Source organism: Opitutia bacterium, from assembly GCA_016217545.1.
Taxonomy (GTDB): domain Bacteria; phylum Verrucomicrobiota; class Verrucomicrobiia; order Opitutales; family Opitutaceae; genus Didemnitutus.
This window is the reverse complement of the sequence record JACRHT010000016.1, coordinates 434562-452287: the sequence shown is the minus strand read 5'-3', so window position 1 is coordinate 452287 and position 17726 is coordinate 434562. Positions and strand designations below refer to the sequence as shown.

Genomic DNA, 17726 nt, shown 5'->3' with positions numbered 1-17726 from the left:
GCGGACTAGGGTTGAACGATGCCGAGGATGGCGAACGCGCCGGTGCCGCGCACGTCCAGTGTGTGCGTGCCGGCGGGGTAGTCGAATGCGTGGATATTCAAAGCGGGCAGAGAGTCGAATTCGACGGCGCGCGTGAGCAGCGCTTCGACGCCACCGCGTTCGCCGGCCGTGGCATCCGTCTCGAGTTCGGGCGCCTTGCGCCACTCAGGGCCGCTCGCCTGGAAGTAGCCGACGAGCACGCGCACCGGTTTGGCGCAGGAGAACTGGATTTTGAGCGGCGCGGCCGAGCGTGTCGCGGCGAGCGAGAGCTTGATGCCTTGGAGGCCCTCGAGTTCGGGTGCGAGGGAGGTTATCACCGCGTCGCTGTCGCTGAAGGCCGTGTTGCCCACCTGCGCCGTGAAAGCCTCGAGGCCTGGCGTGAGCAGTTTGAACTCCGCGGGCGCGAGCGGCGCGTGGGTGCGGCCGGCGGCGGGATTGGCGAGCGCGGCGACTTGCGCGCGGAAGTCGGCCAGCTCCTTCTCGTAGAGCGGCAGGAGCTGCGTCCAATGATAGTTCGCGGCCTTGCCGCCGACGCCGCCGGGAAACGGGACGCGGCGTTGGGCGGTCTGCATGGAGTTGGCGGCCTTGTAGGTGTTCTTCGTGAGCGCGGTGAGCGTGCGGTAGGCTTGAAGGCTCATATCGAGATGCAGCTCCGCGCGGCGCATGTGTGCGATGTCCTTCGTGTGTTCGTAGCGGAGAACCTCAAGCGCCGCGGTCGCTTTTGCGGCGTAACTGGAAGATAAGGCCGAAAGGCAATAGATGTCGTTGTAGAGGCGTCGGAACTCCTCGCGGTTTTGGGTCACGAGTGGTTCCGCTTCGATGATGGCGTTTAACGCCCGCGCCGAAAAATCCAAGATCTCCAGGTTAATCTGCGGCGGCGTTTCGCCGATGTGCGGCAGGTTCTTCGCTTCGCGCTCCGCGAATTCCTTCAGACGTTCGCCCGGGGGCGACTGCGATTCCCAAAGCTCCGGGAACTCGCGGTATTTTTCCGGGCGCACGAGCTGATCGAGCGTCATGCCGAGCGACATCGTCTGACGGTTGCCCTCGGTGATGCCGTAGCGGCGCAGGATGCGCGGGGCGCACTCGCCAGCGGCGTTGTAGGCGTCGAGAATGTGTGGCGCAGCGGCGGGGCCGTAGCGCTCGGCGAGGCGGGCGATCCAGTAGGTGCGCTCGGCGCCGGCGGGGCGGTCGGGATTCCACGCGTAGCGCGCCCAAGCCTCGAACCAGATCCAGTCGCGCTCCCATTGCTTGAGCGATGAGGCCGGCCTCGGCGAGGCCGGGCCGGGGTCGGCGACCCCGGCTACAACGGTAGGCGGAGTGACGATGTCCGGAGAATACGGCCAATCCCAATAGAACAGCGGATAAAGATGCACGCCATGGGCGCCGAGGCGGTCGCGCATGGCGACGACGGATTTCTGGATGAACTCGACGTCGCCGTAACGGAACGGTTCGAGGTTCGCGAGGATGTGGACGTTGGCGATGTGCGTGGAGCCGAGGCGGCTCATCGCGAGGTGGAGTTGCTGGCGGACGCCGCGCGGTTCCCACGTGGTGAGCGATTCGCCGTTGAATTTCGCCTCGGTGTAGAGGTTGCGGTAAACCTGCAGCGCCTCGGGCATGACCTTGGTGGCGTCGGTGGCGTGCGTGCGCATGATGACCGGCGGCTCGTGCGCGAGTCCGGCGGCGGCCATGCCGTCCTTCACGCCGGGCAGGATGACGTCGGTCATCCAGCGCGTTTGCGTCGCCTGCTCCTGCAACGCTTCACCGAGGCATGGCATGAGGCCGACGTTGGGATACTCGCGGACGAAGGCGGCGATGGATTTGCGCGTGTAGTCGGCGGCGAGATCGTTCCAGGCGGAGAGTTGCGTGGAGAGGCCGTGTTTCTCCGCGAGCGGTTTCGAGATGAGGATGCTGTAGAACTGCTGCACGAGCCAGATGCCGCGGCGGTCGCACTCGGCGGCGAGCCAGCGGAACATCTCGACGTTGCGCGCGAAAACTTCCGGCGAAACCTCCAATGCCTCCGGATACTCGGGCAGTTTCACCAGCGAAGCGAACGGATGGCCATTCCACAGGTAGAGCGTGTTCATCCGCAAGCTCGCGAGGTAGTCGAGGTATTCGGTCCACGTGGCCTTGTCGTAGAAAAACGGGAATTCCGCGGGCGTGTAGGGATATTCGTAGACCTTGCGGCCGGGGAGCAGGTAAGTCTTCTGCATCCCGATGCACGGGCCGCGCAGGACGAATTGCGGGGCGTCGGTGAAGTTCTCGGGGATCGGCTGACCGGACTTCAAGCGCTCGGCGAGCTCGAGGCAGCCGTAGAGAAAGCCGGAGTCTTCGAGCGCCGCGATGATCACGGAGCCGTTACGCTCGGTCCTGATCTGGAAACCTTCGGCGCCGATTTTTCCGCCGAGCAGGACGTCGTGGGAGAGAACAATGCGAGGCGAGCCTGCCTTGAGCGATTTCTCCAAGCGCTCCGCGCCGTAGCGCACGCGTGGCGAGGGGCTTTCAGGGAGTGTGATCGCGGCCCGCGCGGTGAGCGTGCAGCAAAGCAGGACGGCGAAAAAGCGGACGAGCATGGTTTCTAGGATTGCGCGGCGGCGCGGCGCTGTTCGCGCCAGCCCCAGATCGTCATGCCGGCGGGTGCGCGTGGGCCGGGGAGGACAAGGCTGGCGACGTAGCCCACGACGACGACGAGCAGGTGACCGATGACGCCGATGAGCACGCCGTTGAGTCTGAAGTTCCATGCGCCGAGGTCGAGCACCGGCGATTTTCCGGAGGTGAACGTCGCGTAGGCGGTGAACAAGATGCAGGCGACGATGCCGACCCACAGACCGCGCAGGTGCGCGCGGGTGCTGAGGAACGCCAGCGCGAACACTCCGAAAAGTCCGCCGGCGAGGACGGACGTCGCCGTGAAATAGAGCGAGAGGGCAGTTCCCTTGGTCTGCGCGAGCCAGAGCGCGACCACCGTGCAGAGCGCGCCCGTGACGGCGACGATCACCTTGCCCATGAAGAGACGTTCGCGATCAGTCGTGTTCTTCCGGAGCTTCGCGTAGAAGTCCTCGACGCCGACCACGGCGAAGCAGTTCAGGTCGGACGAAATCGTCGACATCGCCGCGGCGAAGAGCGACGCCATGATCACGCCGGCCAGCCCGGCCGGCACATGCGTGGTGAGGAAATGCGGATAAAATTGGTCGGGCTTCACGATGTGCGGCGGCAGCACCTCGCCGGAGAGTTTGTAGTAGCTCCACGTCAGCGTGCCGATCAGGAGGAAAAGCGCCCACACCGGGATGCACAGCAGAGCGCCGAGCGCGACGCCGCGGATGGCGGAGCGATCGTCCTTCGCCACGAGGTAGCGCTGGATGATCGTCTGGTCGGCGGTGTATTTCTGGAGATACCAGAAGAAGCCGTAGGCGGCCATGACCCAGAAGCTTTTCGCCGTGAAATCGAACTGCAGCGTGCCGAGGTCGAACTTGTGGTTGTCCCACGCGAGTTGGAAGCCCGCAGCCGCGCCGCCGGGCATCAGGTAGAGCAGGGTGCCGAGGCTGATCGCGATGCCGAACCACATGATGAAACCCTGCGCGACGTCCGTCCAGATGACCGCCTCGAGTCCGCCGGCGTAGGTGTAGACGACGGTGACGACGCCCGAGGCGATGATCACGACAGACATGTCCCAGCCGGTGAGGCTCTGCACGGTCAGCGCGACGAGGTAGAAGACGAAGCCCATCTTCGAGAAATGTCCGAGCGTGAACCCGAGCGAGGTATAGAGCCGCACGCTGTAACCGAAGCGCTTCTCGAAATACTCGAATGCGCTCATGCGCACGACCTCGCGGAAGAACGGGATGATGACGGAGCCCACGAGCACGAGGACGATGATCACCATGAAACCCGGCACGAGTTCGGCCCAGTTGCCGCCGAAGGCGCCGCCGGGATACGCGATGAACGTGATGCTGCTGATCAGCGTGGCGAAGATCGAAACACCCATCGCCCACGCGGGGATCGAGCGGCCGGCGACGAAGTAATCCTCGGTCGTTTTCTGGCGCCGCGTGTAGCGCAGGCCGAGCCAGAGCATGCCGATCATGTAGACAGCGATGACCGCGAGGTCCAACCAGCGGAGGGAATTCATGGGGAAGGTGACGAACAGCGAAAGCTACGGCGACGCCACCGGTGTGAGCGTGACGTCGTCGATCAAAAAGGAAGCGGCCGGCGCCTTCTCATCCGCGCCGGGGAGATCGCGTCCGCCGAACGGCCGCGTGCGTGCCGTGCCGGTGCGGAACGACAGGCGCTCCACGCTCGTCGTCGCCTCGGTCGGACCGATCGCGCGCGGCGTGGCGGGCTGGCCGTTGAGGAAAAGGTCGCCGCGGTCGGAGGCGGGCTTCGGGGAGGCGTCGTAGGCGATCGCGAGCCATTCGCCCGCGCGGTAGGCGCCGTTGTCGGTCCACACGCCCTCGTGCGAAACCCAGACGCGACCATCTTCGCCGAGCGCGAGGAGCAACTGGCGGTTGCCGCGGGCGTCGGAGAGTTCGATTTCGAGGCGCGCGTTCGTCTGGCGCGGGAGAATCTTGAAGGAAGCCTTGAGCCCGTGCGTGACCGGGAACACCCGCGTGGCGCGCGTGTAGTCGTAAGGATCCTCGTCGCGCAACTCGAGCGCATGACCGGCGGCACCGGCGGCGTCGACGACGCGCACCGGGGCCCAGAGCGGGCTGTAGACGTTCCAGCCGACGGGCAGCGCGCCGACAGCGTCGTGTTCAAAATCGTCCGCGACGGGCGCGGTAACCGCGCCGGTGATCGGCGTGGGCACGCGGGCGATCCAGATGTCCTCCTTGTTCACGCTGTAAGTCACCCAAGTGGCCTGCGCGTGATCCGGCGGTGTGCCGTTGCCCTCGGCGATGGCGCGCACGTATTGCGGGCCGAGATTCTTGAAGTTGCCCGCGAAGCGCTGGTCGGGCGTCTCGCCGTGCACGGTGAGCAGTTGCGCGAAATGCTCGCAGTCGTCGCTGGTCATCACCGCCAGCGGGAAGCGGAGGCGATTGGTCGGATTGAGGAACAGCGCGAAGCGGCCGTCGCCGGTGCGGGTGAGCGCGTATTTGGAGGCGTTGTTCGGGAGACTGATCCCGAACCGCTTCTCGGTCCACGTGCGGCCTTCGTCGCGCGTGAGCGCCACGAGTGCGTTTTTCCAGACGCCGAGCACCGCGCCGTCGGGACGATGGACGAAGGAGAGCGCCTTGCCTTTGATCGTGTAGAAGCCGCTGTCGTCGAGTTGGTCCTCTTCCCACCACTGTGCGGTCATGAGCTTGTTCGCGAGTAGCGCGTCGCACGCGGCGACGAAGCCGCGATCCGCCGACGCGGTGTAGAGCGGGTAAGGCGGAGTGAAATTCGCGAAGGGCTGCTTCGCGTTGAGCCGGATGAAATAGATCGGGCCGAGCGAGCCATCGGCGTGCACCTCCCGCACGGCGCGGCCGATGCCGGTGCCGTCGTTCGGCTCGGGCAACTTGCCGTAGAACGCGAGCGCGAGCAGCCGGCCGTCGGGCGCGACGTAGAAACCCATGCGCTGGTGCGCGAGCGTCGGCGTGCCGTCGGGCAGGTCGAACGGCGGGAAAATCACGCGCGGCTCGTCCCAGGCGATGCCGTCGGCCGAGCTCGTGAGCCAGGTGGAGCCCGCGCCCTGGTGTTCGCCGACGGGGTTGCTGAGGAACTCGACGTAGAAGCGACCGCGCCACCACGCGAGCATCGGCTGGTGAAAGTAGGTGTGGCCGAGTTTATCGCTGTTGGCGGGGTGCGTGCGGTTGGCGCGGTAGATTTGGATGTTCTGCACGCCGACGACTGGGCGCAGGCCGCCGTCGGCGGTGGATTCCGCACGTTCGGCGCCGGTGAAGACGAACGGCGGCGTCGCGGTCGTTGCCGCAGGGGCGAGTGAGGTCGTCGCTAAAACAATCGCGGCCAAAGGTAGGGCGAGTCGTCCCCGACGAGCCGCCGCAGGCGCGCGGGCAGTCAGCGGCTCGTCCGGAGGACTCGGCCTACCTGTTGAAACGCGTGTGCTCGTTCTGCGCATGTCGGGAACTTCTTAGGCGACGACGGCACTGCGGTTGCGCGCCATGCTGGCAGCGAGTTTGATGGCCTCGACGAGGCTGCGCGGATCGCCGCGGCCGGTGCCGGCGTTGGCGAAATCCGTGCCGTGCTCGACGGAGGTGCGGATGATCGGGAGGCCGAGCGTGACGTTCACGCCGCGCCAGATGCCGAGCATTTTCGCGGCGACGTGGCCCTGGTCGTGATACATCGCGACCGCGGCGTCGAATTCGCGCTGGAGCGTGCGGAAGAAAATGGTGTCGCCGGCGAACGGTCCGTGCGCATCGAGGCCGAGCGCGCGGGCCTGCGCGATGGCGGGCGCGATGAACTTTTCCTCCTCGTCGCCGAAGAGTCCGCCTTCGCCCGCGTGCGGATTGAGGCCGGCGACGGCGAGGCGCGGGTTTTCGATGCCGAGGCGGCGCACGGCGTCGTGCGTGAGTTGCAACACCTTCACGATGCGCTCGGGACGGACGCGATCGATGGCCTGACGCAGCGAGACGTGGGTCGAGACGTGGCTGACGCGCAGCGTGTCGGCGACGAGCATCATCGTGGCGCCGGGCGCGCCGCAGAGCTGAGCGAGCAGGCCGGTGTGGCCGTCGAAGTGATGGCCCGCGGCGTTGAGCGCGGCTTTGTTGATGGCGGAGGTGACGATGGCACCGACTTCGCTGGCGAGCGCGAGTTCCGTGGCGCGCTTGATGGATTCGTAAGCGGCTTGGCCGCACATCGGGTCGATGCGGCCGAGTTGGTGGTGCGCGGCGTCGACGTTGGCGAGGTCGAGCACCGCGATGCCGTCGGCCGCGAATTCGGGCGCATCGACGGCTTTCTTCACGGTGCGGATCGGCAGCGTCGTGCCGGTGTAGCGTTGGGCGCGGGCGAGCACGGCGGCGTCGCCGACGACGAGCAGGTGGCCGAGGGCGCGGACGTCGGGTTGCGCGAGGGCCTTGAGAATCAGCTCCGGGCCGGTGCCGGCGGGATCGCCGAGTGTCAGCGCGATGAGCGGAGCGGAGGTCATCCGGCGGCGAGTTCGACGGTGGCGGCGAAATGGCGGCGCAGGCTGACCGGCCACGGATAGCTGCCGGGCTTGGTCGTGACGAGGATGGCCGGCGCCTCGATGGGACGCAGCGTTACCACGCCCGGTCCCCAGACGTGGACGACCTCGAGGCGGTGCCAGTCGAGCGATTCGAGCACGAGGGCGGTGGTGGTGCCGCCGGCGATGAGGACGTGGTCGAACGCCTTGGTCGGGCGGACGCGGCGGACGAGATTGAGGAACATCCGGTTGATCGCCTGCGAGGAGCCCTTGCCGCCTTTTCCCGTGGTCTGGATGAAAACCGAAACGAGCTTCGCGGCGCGCAAGTGCGCGAGTGCAGCGGCGGCGAGCGGGCCGGGTTTCGGCAGTTTCACGGGATCGAGCGCGAGGGCTGGGCCCGGCAGCGGCGTGACCGGATCGGTCGGAGTCGCGGTGCCGCTGAGCATGAGCGTCGCCTGCATTTGCGGTGGGGCGGAAGGCGCGATGCGCTTGCCCGCGCGCAGGTGCTGGAGCCACATGCGGAAGAAATCCGCGCCGCCGGCAGGAAAGGTTTCGGCATCGAGACGCGAGGCCCACAGCGCGACATCGGCGGGACTGCTGGCTTCGCCGACGCTCACGCCGCTCTGGGGCAGCTCCTCGGCGTGGTGATAGCACTTCACGTCGAAGGTGCCGTCGGCGAGGAGGCGGTCGACGAGGCAGGTCTTGCGAGGATGATGCGGCTCGCGCGCGAACGGCGTCTTGTGGAGCGGGACGCCGGCGATGAAGTAACGGCCGTTGTTGATGATGCGGCCGAGGGAAGGATTGCACGGCACGAGCAGCGTGCGCTTGAGGCCGAGCACGTCCATGCACGCCTCGATTTCCGCCATGACGTTGCCGCGGAGGACGGAGTCGACCTTCTTGAAGATGCCGGCGTTCGGGATGGCGCGGACGCGGCGGGCGAGCAGTTTGACGGCGCGGGCGGCGGCAGCGGGAGTGGCGAGGCGCGTGCCGCTGTCGCACACGATCACGTCGGCGGCGACGGCGCGTCGCGGCGGCTCGGTGAGCACGACGGCGCGAAGACCGGCTTGGTGAGCGAGGGCCGCGAGTTCGGCGGCACCGGTAAGGTCATCAGCGATGACGATCAGCGGCAGGCGGGGCATGGTGGGCAGGGGAGGGAATCGAGGTCGGTGCGCAGGCCGGTGCGGGACTCAGGAGAAAGCGGGGCGAGCGGCGAGAACATCTCGGGTCCGCACACGCCCTGCAAGTGCAGCGCGGCCTTCAACGCGGCGAGCGATTGGCCGAGCGTGCGTCCCTTCTGATAGACGGCGGTGACCGCGTCGGAGTCGCGTTGCAGCTGTTCGGCCTGCGCCCAGTCGCCGGCGCGCGCGGCGGCGTAGAGTCGCGCCGCGAGATCGGGGCGCAAGTTGCCGGAACTTGGGACGAATCCGCGAAAACCGATCCGCATCGCCGCGGCGCTGTGGGCGGCGGCACCCATGAAAAGCGCGAAGTCGGCGCGACCGGCGAAGCGCTCCGCGAGCGCCTCCTTGCGGCCGGGCGTGGCTTCGGAGTCCTTCAGTCCGATGATGTTTTCGCGCGCGGAGAGAGCGGCGAAAACCTCGAGCGGGATCGACATGCCGACGGTCGCGGGAATGTTGTAGAGGTAGAGCGGGCCGGGCGTCGCGGCGGCGAGCTGCTCGAAGTAGCGCTGCATCTCGGCCGGCTCTAGTTTGAAGTAGTTGGGCAGCATGCCGACGACGGCATCGGCGCCGGTGCGAAGGTGGTCGCGCGCGAGGGCAACGCTGTCGGCGAAGCAATTGTGCGCGATGCACGCGAGCACGGGCACGCGGCCGGCGGCGACGCGCACAGCGATCTCCACGAACCGGCGGCGCACGGAATCGGGGAGCGACGCGACCTCGCCGGTGGTGCCGGCGATGAGCAGGCCGCAGCCGTGGCCGGCGACGTGGGCGACGAGGCGCTCGGCGCCGGATTCGTCGAGGCGTCCGTCCGCGGTGGCCGGAGTGACCAGCGGAACGATGACGCCGTCGTGCGGGGAAGTTTTCATGCGCTGTAGGCGGCTTCGTAGATGGCGATGGCGTCGCCGCGTGAGACGGGGCGCGGGTTGTTCTTCAGCAGGCGGGTGACGAGCAACCCGGCCTCCGCGAGATGCGTGAGCCGGTGGCGGGGAATATCGTGATGTTGGAGTCCCATCGGGATGCGGCACGCGGCGAGCAGCGACCGGAGGCGCGCCGGCAATTCGGCGGCGGTTTGCTGCGCGTCGTCGCTCTCGGGGGCGCCCAGCGCGCGCGCGAGCGCCGCGTGGCGCTCGGGCAAGGCGGCGCAATTGAAGGCGACGACGTGCGGCAACATGAGCGCAATCGAAAGGCCGTGCGGCAGGTGATGTTCGCCGCCGAGCGGGTAGGCGAGGGCGTGCACACCGTTGGTGTTCACCGGGCCGAGGCAGAGGCCGCCGTAGAGACTGCCGAGCGCGACCGCGGAGCGCGCGGCCATGTCGTGGCCGTCGACGACGGCGCGCGGGAGATGGGCCGCGATCAGGCGCACGCCTTCCAGCGCATAGTGGTCGACGACCGGATGCGCGGAGAGATTCGCGTAGGCTTCGAGGCAGTGCGCGAGCGCGTCGATGCCGGTCGTCGCGGTGAGCGCGGGAGGCAGCGTGCGCATCAGCTCGGGATCGACGATGGCGATGTCGGGCACGAGGACCGGACTGATGACGGCCTTCTTCGCCTGCGCGGCTTCGTCGAGGAGGAGAGCGTTGGGCGAGACCTCGCTGCCGGTGCCGGCGGTGGTGGGCAGGCAGGCCAGAGCGGTGCGACGGGGCGGAACCAGTCCGCTGCCGAAGAATTGCGCCACCGGCTCGCTCCGGTCGTGCAGCGCGGCGGCGAGCTTGGCGACGTCGAGCACGCTGCCGCCGCCGAGGGCGTAAACGACGTCGGGTTGCGCGGCGCGGGTGCGGCGGCGCAGATCCTCGCAGCTGGCGACGGTGGGTTCGGCCGCCGGTTCGACGAGAATCTCGGTGGCGATGTCGGCGTCGCGCAACGTCCGCGCCAGCGACTCGGCCGCGGCGGCGAGGGCGGCGGTGGTCACCACGACGGCGCGGCAATGCTGTCCGCGGGAGAACTCGAGCGCGGCGTTCGCGACGCAGCCGGCGCCGAAAGCGATGCGACCCGGCTGGAGCAGGGTGATGGGCCGGGCGTTGTTCATGCGGTGCGCCGGGCGGACCGCACGGCGCGCAGCGGGCCGGCGGAAGCGGAGCGAGAGGGGTGGGAACAACTCATGAGCAGACGGACCCGACTCGTGGCGAGAAGCGGGCGCGGATATCCAGTGACTGCGAAAATTGCGATGGCAACGGCGGAACGCGGCGGCTTCCCGAGTGGAAAAATAGTGACGCGCGCGCCGGCTTTGCCCGACGTCGCGCGGCGTGGCGGAGCGCGTGGTTTCGTTAGTCGCTGGCAGGCCGGGATTCGGAAAGGTGGCATCGGGCAATGGGGCAAATCGAGGTCGGGATGGGTTCGCTGGGGTGCATTATGATTCCGAAAGAAATATTCCTGCCGCCGGGAGTAATTCGGGAGGGGTTTCGCTACGATGGTGCGTTCAGATTCCGGCCTTGAGGCCGGGTGGCACCTGTCTGGACATCGCGGGCGAAATCGAGACGCTCGTCCGCGCGTCTTTTCCGGTGTCGTTCCCCGCTGTGTTCCCCTCGCTGTCACCCCGCCTCCCTTTGCTCGTCGCGCTTTGCGCCGTGCGGTGGTTGGGCGCGCGGGCGGCCGGCGATGACGCGATCGCGGCGCATGTGGTCCGGTTCAACGCGATGGAGGACGAGAGCGTGGTCAACGCCGTGCCGAATGCCGAGGCGGCCGCGTGGCTGCGGGCGAACGTGCCGTCGTTCACGTGTTCCAACGCGGAGGTCGAGGAGATCTATTGGTTCCGCTGGTGGTCGCTGCGCAAGCACCTGAAACGCGACGCGACGAGCGGGCGCTGGGTGTTCACGGAGTTCATCACGAAGCCGCGGCCGATCAGCAGCGCGCTCGGGCATCACCTGATGGAGTTGCGGTGGATGCGCGATCAGGCGTTCGCCGACGACTACCTGCTCTACTGGCTGCGCGGCGACAGCGGCCGCCCGCAGCCGCACCTGCACAAATATTCGCAGTGGCTGGCGTTCGCCGTCTGGCAGCGCGCGCTCGCGACCGGCGACATGAAGGGCGCGACGGCGTTGCTCGACGATCTCGTCGCGGACTACCGCGCCTGGGAAAAGGAGAACGGGCGCGCCGACGGGCTTTTCTGGCAATACGACGTGCGCGACGCGATGGAGGAATCCATCAGCGGCGGGCGCAAAGTGAAGAACGTCCGCCCGACGATCAGCAGCTACATGTTCGGCAACGCCACCGCCATTGCCGCGATCGCGCGGGAAGCGGGACGAACGGACGTTGCCGCGGAGTTCGCGGCCAAAGCGGCGCAGCTGCGGCGGCTCGTGCAAGATACCCTCTGGGATCCGGAGCGAACCTTCTTCACGTCGCGCACCGAACAGCTCGAACGCATCCCGGTGCGCGAGCAGATTGGTTTCATTCCGTGGTATTTCAGCCTGCCGGAAAGCGGGCGGGGCTACGAGGCGGCGTGGCAGCAACTGCTCGACGAACAGGGCTTCAAGGCGCCGGCGGGTCTCACCACGGCGGAGCGGCGCGACCCGACGTTCCGGACGCGCGGCATTCGCACGTGCGAGTGGGACGGCGCGGTGTGGCCGTTCGCGACGTCGCAGACGCTCACGGCGCTCGGCCGGGTGTTGCGCGAGTATCCGCAGGACGTCGTCGCGGCGCGCGACTACTTCGAGGCGTTTCGCACCTACGTGCATTGCCACCGCTACGACGGGCGGCCCTACATCGGCGAGTATCTCGACGAGCAAACGGGCGAGTGGATCATGGGCGCGAATCCGCGCAGCCGTTTCTACAACCACTCGACCTTCGCCGATCTGCTGATCGCCGACGTGATCGGGCTCCGTCCGCGAGCGGACAGCGTGATCGAAGTGGCGCCGCTGTTGCCGCCGGATGCGTGGGATTGGTTTCGCCTCGAAGGCGTGCGCTACCACGGGCACGAGATCGCGATCGAATGGGATCGCGACGGCGGCCGGTTCGGGGCGCGCGGCTTCCGACTGTTCGTCGATGGCAAACTTGCCGCCCACGCGGAAAATCTGAGCCGAATCACCGCGCAGTTGCCCCAGCCATGAGACTACGACTTTCACTCGGTGTTTTGTTGCTCGCGGGACCGGCGTTTGCGCTGGCCGTGCAACGGCCGCCGGTCGTGCGCGAGGCGAACGGCAAGGTGGAATACGTCGCCGATGCCAGGGGAGATCGCGTGCCGGATTTTTCGACGGCGGGCTACGCGGGCGGCGGCGTGGCGTTGCCGCAGGTGCCGGCGCGCGTGCGCGTCGCGCCGAGCGGCGCGGACGACACGGCGCGGTTGCAGACGGCGCTGGATTTCGTCGCGGGCTTGCCCGTCGACGCCGATGGCGTGCGCGGCGCGGTGCTGTTGAGCGAGGGGCGTTTCGTGCTCGAGGGCCGATTGCGAATCCGCGCGAGCGGCGTGGTGTTGCGGGGCGCGGGCGAGAAGACGGTGTTGGTGGCTGCGGGAACCGATCGTCGGGCGCTGATCTCCGCGCGCGGGACGGCACCGTCTGATTTCGGCAGCTTGCGCGGGATCACCGACGCCCGCGTGCCGGTCGGAGCGACGCGCTTCACCCTCGACGACGTGCGCGGCCTCGAGGTCGGCAAAACCGTTTCCGTCACGCGTCCGACCACGAAAGAATGGGTGCACGCGCTCGGCATGGACGTGGCGCCGGGGAGGCAGCAGTTCGCGTGGAAGCCCGCCGCCATGACGCTGAGCTGGACGCGCACGATTGTCGCGATCGACGGCAACGCCGTCACGGTCGACGCGCCCATCACCACGGCGATCGAGGCGAAGTTCGGCGGCGGCAAACTCGCTGCGCGCGAGCCGGATGGCCCGTTGCGTCACATCGGCGTGGAGAATCTGCGCTGTGAATCGGCCTACGACGCCGCGAACCCGCTCGACGAGCAGCACGCGTGGGAAGCGGTGGGCTTCGAGCAGGTGGAGGATGCGTGGATCGCCAACGTCACGGCGGCGCACTTTGCGGGCTCCACCTTCAACCTCGGCGCCGGCTGCCGCCGCGTGACGGTGCAGGATTGCGCGTCGGTCGCGCCCGTCTCGGAGCTGGGCGGCTATCGCCGGCACACCTTCCACACGAGCGGCGAGCAGACGCTGTTCCTGCGGTGCCGCGCAGAAGACGGGCGCAACGACTTCACCGTGGGCTATCTTGCGGGCGGACCGAACGTGTTTCTCGAGTGTCGCGCCGAGCGCAGCACGGGTTTCAGCGGATCGGTGGGCAGTTGGGCTTCGGGCATCCTGTTCGACAAGGTCACGCTCGACGGTGGCACGCTCGAGCTGAACAACCGCGAGACGTGGAATCAGGGCGTGGGCTGGGCCGCGGCGAACTCGATGCTCTGGCAGTGCTCCGCGCCCGTGGTGATCTGCCGGCAGCCGCCGACTGCGCAGAACTGGGCCGATGGGGTGTGGGGACAATTTGTGGGCGACGGCTATTGGAGCCAGGTGAACGAGTTCATCCGTCCCGACAGTCTGTATCGCGCGCAACTGGCTGCCCGTCTCGGCGCGGCGTCCACCCAGGCCCTTGCGCCGCGCGAATACGCGGCGGCGAATCCACCGGCGCTCGAGCAAGCGGTGCCCGATCTCGCCGCGCGCATGGCCCCGCGGGCAGTTGCGTCCGGCCAGCCGCTCGCGTTGGTGAACGGCTTGCTCACCGTCGGCGGTGAACGTTTGAGCGGGCGCGAGGAGGAAATCTCTTGGTGGCGCGGTTATCTTTACGCCGGCGCGGAGCCGACGAAACCGGCCCTCACGCGCTTCGCTCCGGGCCAGCGTGGGCCGGTCTTCACCGACGATCTCGATGACCTCACCGACGCGATGGTCGAGAAGAAGCAGGTCGTGCTGCGGCATCACTACGGGCTCTGGTATGAGCGCCGCCGCATGGACCACGAGCGCATGCGCCGGCCGGACGGCGACGTGTGGCCGCCGTTTTTCGAGCAGCCGTTCGCGCGCAGCGGGCAGGGCACCGCGTGGGACGGGTTGAGCCGCTACGATCTGACCAAATACAACGCGTGGTATTTCGCGCGGCTGCGGGAGTTCGCGGCGCTCGCGCGGCACAAGGGACTCGTGCTCGTGAACGAGATGTATTTCCAGCACAACATCCTCGAGGCCGGTGCGCACTGGGTGGACTCGCCGTGGCGTCCGACGAACAACGTCAACGGCACGCGCTTCACCGAGCCGCCGCCCTTCGACGGCGACACGGTGAAAATGGCGGCCGAATTCTACGATCTTTCCGATCCGGCGTATCGCGCGCTGCACCGCGCCTACATTCGCCAGTGCCTCGCCAATCTCGCGGACGAGCCGAACGTGATCCATACGCTCAGCGCGGAGAACAGCGGGCCGCTGCATTTCATGCAGTTCTGGCTCGACGTCGTGGCCGAGTGGGAGGCCGAGACCGGCAGGCATCCGTTGATCGCGCTCAGCGCGTGCAAGGACGTGCAGGACGCGATCCTCGCGGACGCGAAACGCGCGAGCATCGTCGACGTGATCGATTTTACCTACTGGTTCCGCACGGCGAAGGGGGAGGAGTTCGCGCCGCGCGGCGGCACGGACCTCGCGCCGCGGCAGCACCTGCGTTTGTGGAAGAACGGCCGCCCGAACGCCGCGTCGATTGCCGCGATGGCCGCGGAGTATCGCGCGAAGTTTCCGCGCAAAGCGATCCTCACGGGCTTGCCGGAAGCAGGAGACGTGCAGCCGTGAATGTGCGCTGGAAAGAACTCTTCGCGCGCGACCACCTTCCGATCCGTCTGAAAATTTCGGTCCCATGAAAGTCATCCATTCGTTCTTCGTGAGTCTCTTCCTTCTAGCCGTCGCGTTGCCCTCGTTCGCTGCGGCGCCCGCCACCGCCGAAAAATGGGGCGTCTTCGAACTCGAACTGAAAGGCCCCGACGACGGCAATCCATTCGTCGACGTGCGGCTAAGCGCCGTGTTCACGAACGGCGCGACGACGCTCGAGGTGCCGGGTTTCTACGACGGCGGAGGCGTCTACAAAGTGCGCTTCATGCCGAATGCGGTCGGCGAGTGGCGCTACGAGACGAAGAGCAATCGCTGGCCGCTGACCGGCAAGCTCGGTGCGTTCACCGCGACGGCGCCGGCCAAGGGCAATCACGGGCCTGTGCGCGTGTTCAACACCTTCCATTTCGCCTACGCGGATGGCACGCCGTTCAAGCAGATCGGCACGACGATCTACAACTGGACCGACACGCCTGACGCGGTCCAGGAGGAGACGCTGCGCACGCTCGCCGCCGCGCCGTTCAACAAGGCCCGCATGTTGCTCACGCCGCAGCCGAATCCGTTTCAGGGCAAGTTCGCGCCGCCGCGCTGGCCGTTCGCCGGCACGCCGCCGCACGGCTGGGACTACACGCGGTTCAATCCGGACTATTTCCGTCACTACGAGCAGCGCATCGCGCAGCTGCGCGATCTCGGCGTCGAGGCCGACGTGATCCTTTTCAATCCCTATGGCAAGTGGGGCTTCGAGACGATGGACGCCGCCGCGGACGAGCGCTACGTCCGCTACGTCGTCGCGCGCTTCGGCGCGTTCCGGAACGTCTGGTGGTCGCTCGCCAACGAATACGATTTCCTCCGCACCAAGACCGAGGCCGATTGGGACCGCATCGGCGCGCTGGTGCAGGCGTGCGATCCTTATGGTCATCTGCGTTCGATCCACAACGGCGCGGCGCTCTACGACAACAACAAGGCCTGGGTCACGCACGCCTCCATCCAGAACGGCGCGGCGGTCGAGGAGCCCGGTCGCGCCGAGATGTATCGCGGTGTCTGGCGCAAGCCGGTGGTTTACGACGAGGTGAAATACGAAGGCCGGAGTCCGTATCGCTGGGGCCAGCTCAGCGGCGAGGAGATGGTGCACCGCTTCTGGTGCGGCACCGTCGCCGGCACCTACGTCGGTCACGGCGATTATTTCCTCGAGAACGAGGACACGTGGACGTCGTTTGGTGGCACGTTGAAGGGCCAAAGCGCGCCGCGGCTGGCGTTCCTGCGGAAGATGCTCGAGGAAGGCCCCGCGGCGGGCATCGACCCGATCGACAAGTGGCAGGACCCGAACACGGCCGGCGTGCCGGCGACGTATTACCTCACGTATTTCGGCCGCGCGCAGCCGACGGAGTGGGAATTCAAGCTCTACAAGAACGGCGTGGCCGACGGTCAACGCTACGTCGTCGAAGTCATCGACACCTGGGCCATGACCGTCACGCCGGTCGAGGGCGAGTTCGTGACCAAGAAGCTCGACAACTACCACTTCGTTGATGTGCAGGGCCGCAAGGTGCCGTTACCGGGCAAGCCCGGCATGGCGGTGCGCGTCCGCCGCATCGGCGCGGACGGCCAGCCCGTGAAACTCGAACTGTTGCTCGCGGGATCATGAGCCGCCGAATCAGTTCGATGCGTGTCATTGCGAGGAGCGCAGCGACGCGGCAATCCAGCTGGATCGCCGCGGCACGCTGCGCGTGCCTCGCGATGACGCTTGTCTGGGGGGCGATTGGCGGCGCGCTTGCCCGCGCGAGCGAGGCGCCGTTGCCCGAGACCTGCTACCTGTTCGCCTACTTCTACCACGACAAGGAGGCGGAGGGTTTCCGGCTCGCGTGGAGCCGCGATGGCTATGCGTTCGAGATGCTCAACGGCGGCCAGGCGCTGATCACGCCGACGGCCGGCGAGAAGAAACTGATGCGCGATCCGTGCCTCTACCGCGGCCCGAACGGCACGTGGCATCTCGTTTGGACGACGGGCTGGACGGGACGCGACATCGGCTACGCCTCGTCGCGCGACCTCGTCCATTGGTCCGAGCAAAAAACGCTGCCGATGATGGCGCACGAGCCGCAGGCGCAAAACTGCTGGGCGCCGGAGATCGTGTGGGACGATGCGCGGAAGCGTTACCTGATTTTCTGGTCGACCACGATCCTCGGCAAATTTCGGGAGACGGAACTCTCGAACACGCGCCCCGAGCGCAATCACCGCATCTACGCGACCACGACGGAGGACTTCGTGACGTTCGAGCCGACGCGCCTGCTCTACGACGGCGGCTTCAATGTCATCGATGCGAACCTGCTGCGCGACGACGACGGGCGCTGGCTGATGTTCGTGAAGAACGAGACGGTGCAGCCGAAGACGGAAAAGAACATCCGGCTGATTCGCGGCGAGAGCGCCGAGGGCCCGTGGGGCGAGGCTTCGCCTGCGCTCACCGGCGACTTTTGGGCCGAAGGCCCGACTGCGATCAAGGTCGGGGGCGAATATCGCGTCTATTTCGACAAGCATCGGCTCGACGCGATCGGCATGGTGCGCTCGCGGGACTTGCGGCATTGGGAGGACGTGAGCGACCGGATCAAGCTGCCGGCGCACGCGCGCCACGGCTGCATCGTCGCGGTCTCGCGCGCCGAGATGGAGCAGTTGCTCGCGGCCTGGCCTGCGGCGCAACCGCAGCAACGCTGACGTC

At 67.4% G+C, this 17726-nt stretch carries 11 protein-coding genes; 4 read left to right on the top strand and 7 right to left on the bottom strand.

Annotated elements, in window-relative coordinates:
* Positions 1–5 precede the first annotated feature (5 nt).
* The 7 genes from HZA32_14400 to HZA32_14370 all read right to left on the bottom strand — a co-directional run bounded on the left by HZA32_14400 (position 6) and on the right by HZA32_14370 (position 10321).
* Positions 6–2609 carry a hypothetical protein gene (locus tag HZA32_14400; GenBank protein MBI5425266.1) on the bottom strand — a complete coding sequence of 868 codons (2604 nt, stop codon included), beginning with the start codon at positions 2607–2609 and terminating at the stop codon, positions 6–8.
* A 5-nt stretch (positions 2610–2614) separates the two neighbouring features.
* Complete coding sequence (locus HZA32_14395) at positions 2615–4156, bottom strand: sodium:solute symporter (GenBank protein MBI5425265.1); 1542 nt, start codon at positions 4154–4156, stop codon at positions 2615–2617.
* A 24-nt stretch (positions 4157–4180) separates the two neighbouring features.
* Positions 4181–5974 carry an exo-alpha-sialidase gene (locus HZA32_14390; protein ID MBI5425264.1) on the bottom strand — a complete coding sequence of 598 codons (1794 nt, stop codon included), beginning with the start codon at positions 5972–5974 and terminating at the stop codon, positions 4181–4183.
* Between the two features lie 120 nt (positions 5975–6094).
* Complete coding sequence (pdxA, locus tag HZA32_14385; protein MBI5425263.1) at positions 6095–7108, bottom strand: 4-hydroxythreonine-4-phosphate dehydrogenase PdxA; 1014 nt, start codon at positions 7106–7108, stop codon at positions 6095–6097.
* A complete protein-coding gene (locus HZA32_14380) occupies positions 7105–8262 on the bottom strand; it encodes a four-carbon acid sugar kinase family protein (GenBank protein ID MBI5425262.1) in 1158 nt (385 codons plus the stop codon). The genes pdxA and HZA32_14380 overlap by 4 nt, the downstream gene beginning before the upstream one ends.
* Entirely contained in the window at positions 8244–9164 is a 921-nt protein-coding gene (locus tag HZA32_14375) for a dihydrodipicolinate synthase family protein (GenBank protein MBI5425261.1), read from the bottom strand. The genes HZA32_14380 and HZA32_14375 overlap by 19 nt, the downstream gene beginning before the upstream one ends.
* Complete coding sequence (locus HZA32_14370) at positions 9161–10321, bottom strand: iron-containing alcohol dehydrogenase (GenBank protein ID MBI5425260.1); 1161 nt, start codon at positions 10319–10321, stop codon at positions 9161–9163. The genes HZA32_14375 and HZA32_14370 overlap by 4 nt, the downstream gene beginning before the upstream one ends.
* 472 nt (positions 10322–10793) lie before the next feature.
* Between HZA32_14370 and HZA32_14365 the strand changes: the two genes are divergently transcribed.
* The 4 genes from HZA32_14365 (at position 10794) to HZA32_14350 (ending at position 17722) form a co-directional block, all read left to right on the top strand.
* Entirely contained in the window at positions 10794–12338 is a 1545-nt protein-coding gene (locus HZA32_14365) for a glycoside hydrolase (protein ID MBI5425259.1), read from the top strand.
* Positions 12335–14986, top strand: a complete 2652-nt coding sequence (locus HZA32_14360) for a pectate lyase (GenBank protein ID MBI5425258.1) — start codon at positions 12335–12337, stop codon at positions 14984–14986. The genes HZA32_14365 and HZA32_14360 overlap by 4 nt, the downstream gene beginning before the upstream one ends.
* A 64-nt stretch (positions 14987–15050) precedes the next feature.
* Positions 15051–16661, top strand: coding sequence for a DUF5060 domain-containing protein (locus HZA32_14355; protein MBI5425257.1), 1611 nt, complete (start codon positions 15051–15053; stop codon positions 16659–16661).
* Between the two features lie 92 nt (positions 16662–16753).
* Positions 16754–17722 (top strand): glycoside hydrolase family 43 protein, encoded by a 969-nt coding sequence (locus tag HZA32_14350; protein MBI5425256.1) that lies wholly within the window; start codon positions 16754–16756, stop codon positions 17720–17722.
* Positions 17723–17726: the final 4 nt, after the last annotated feature.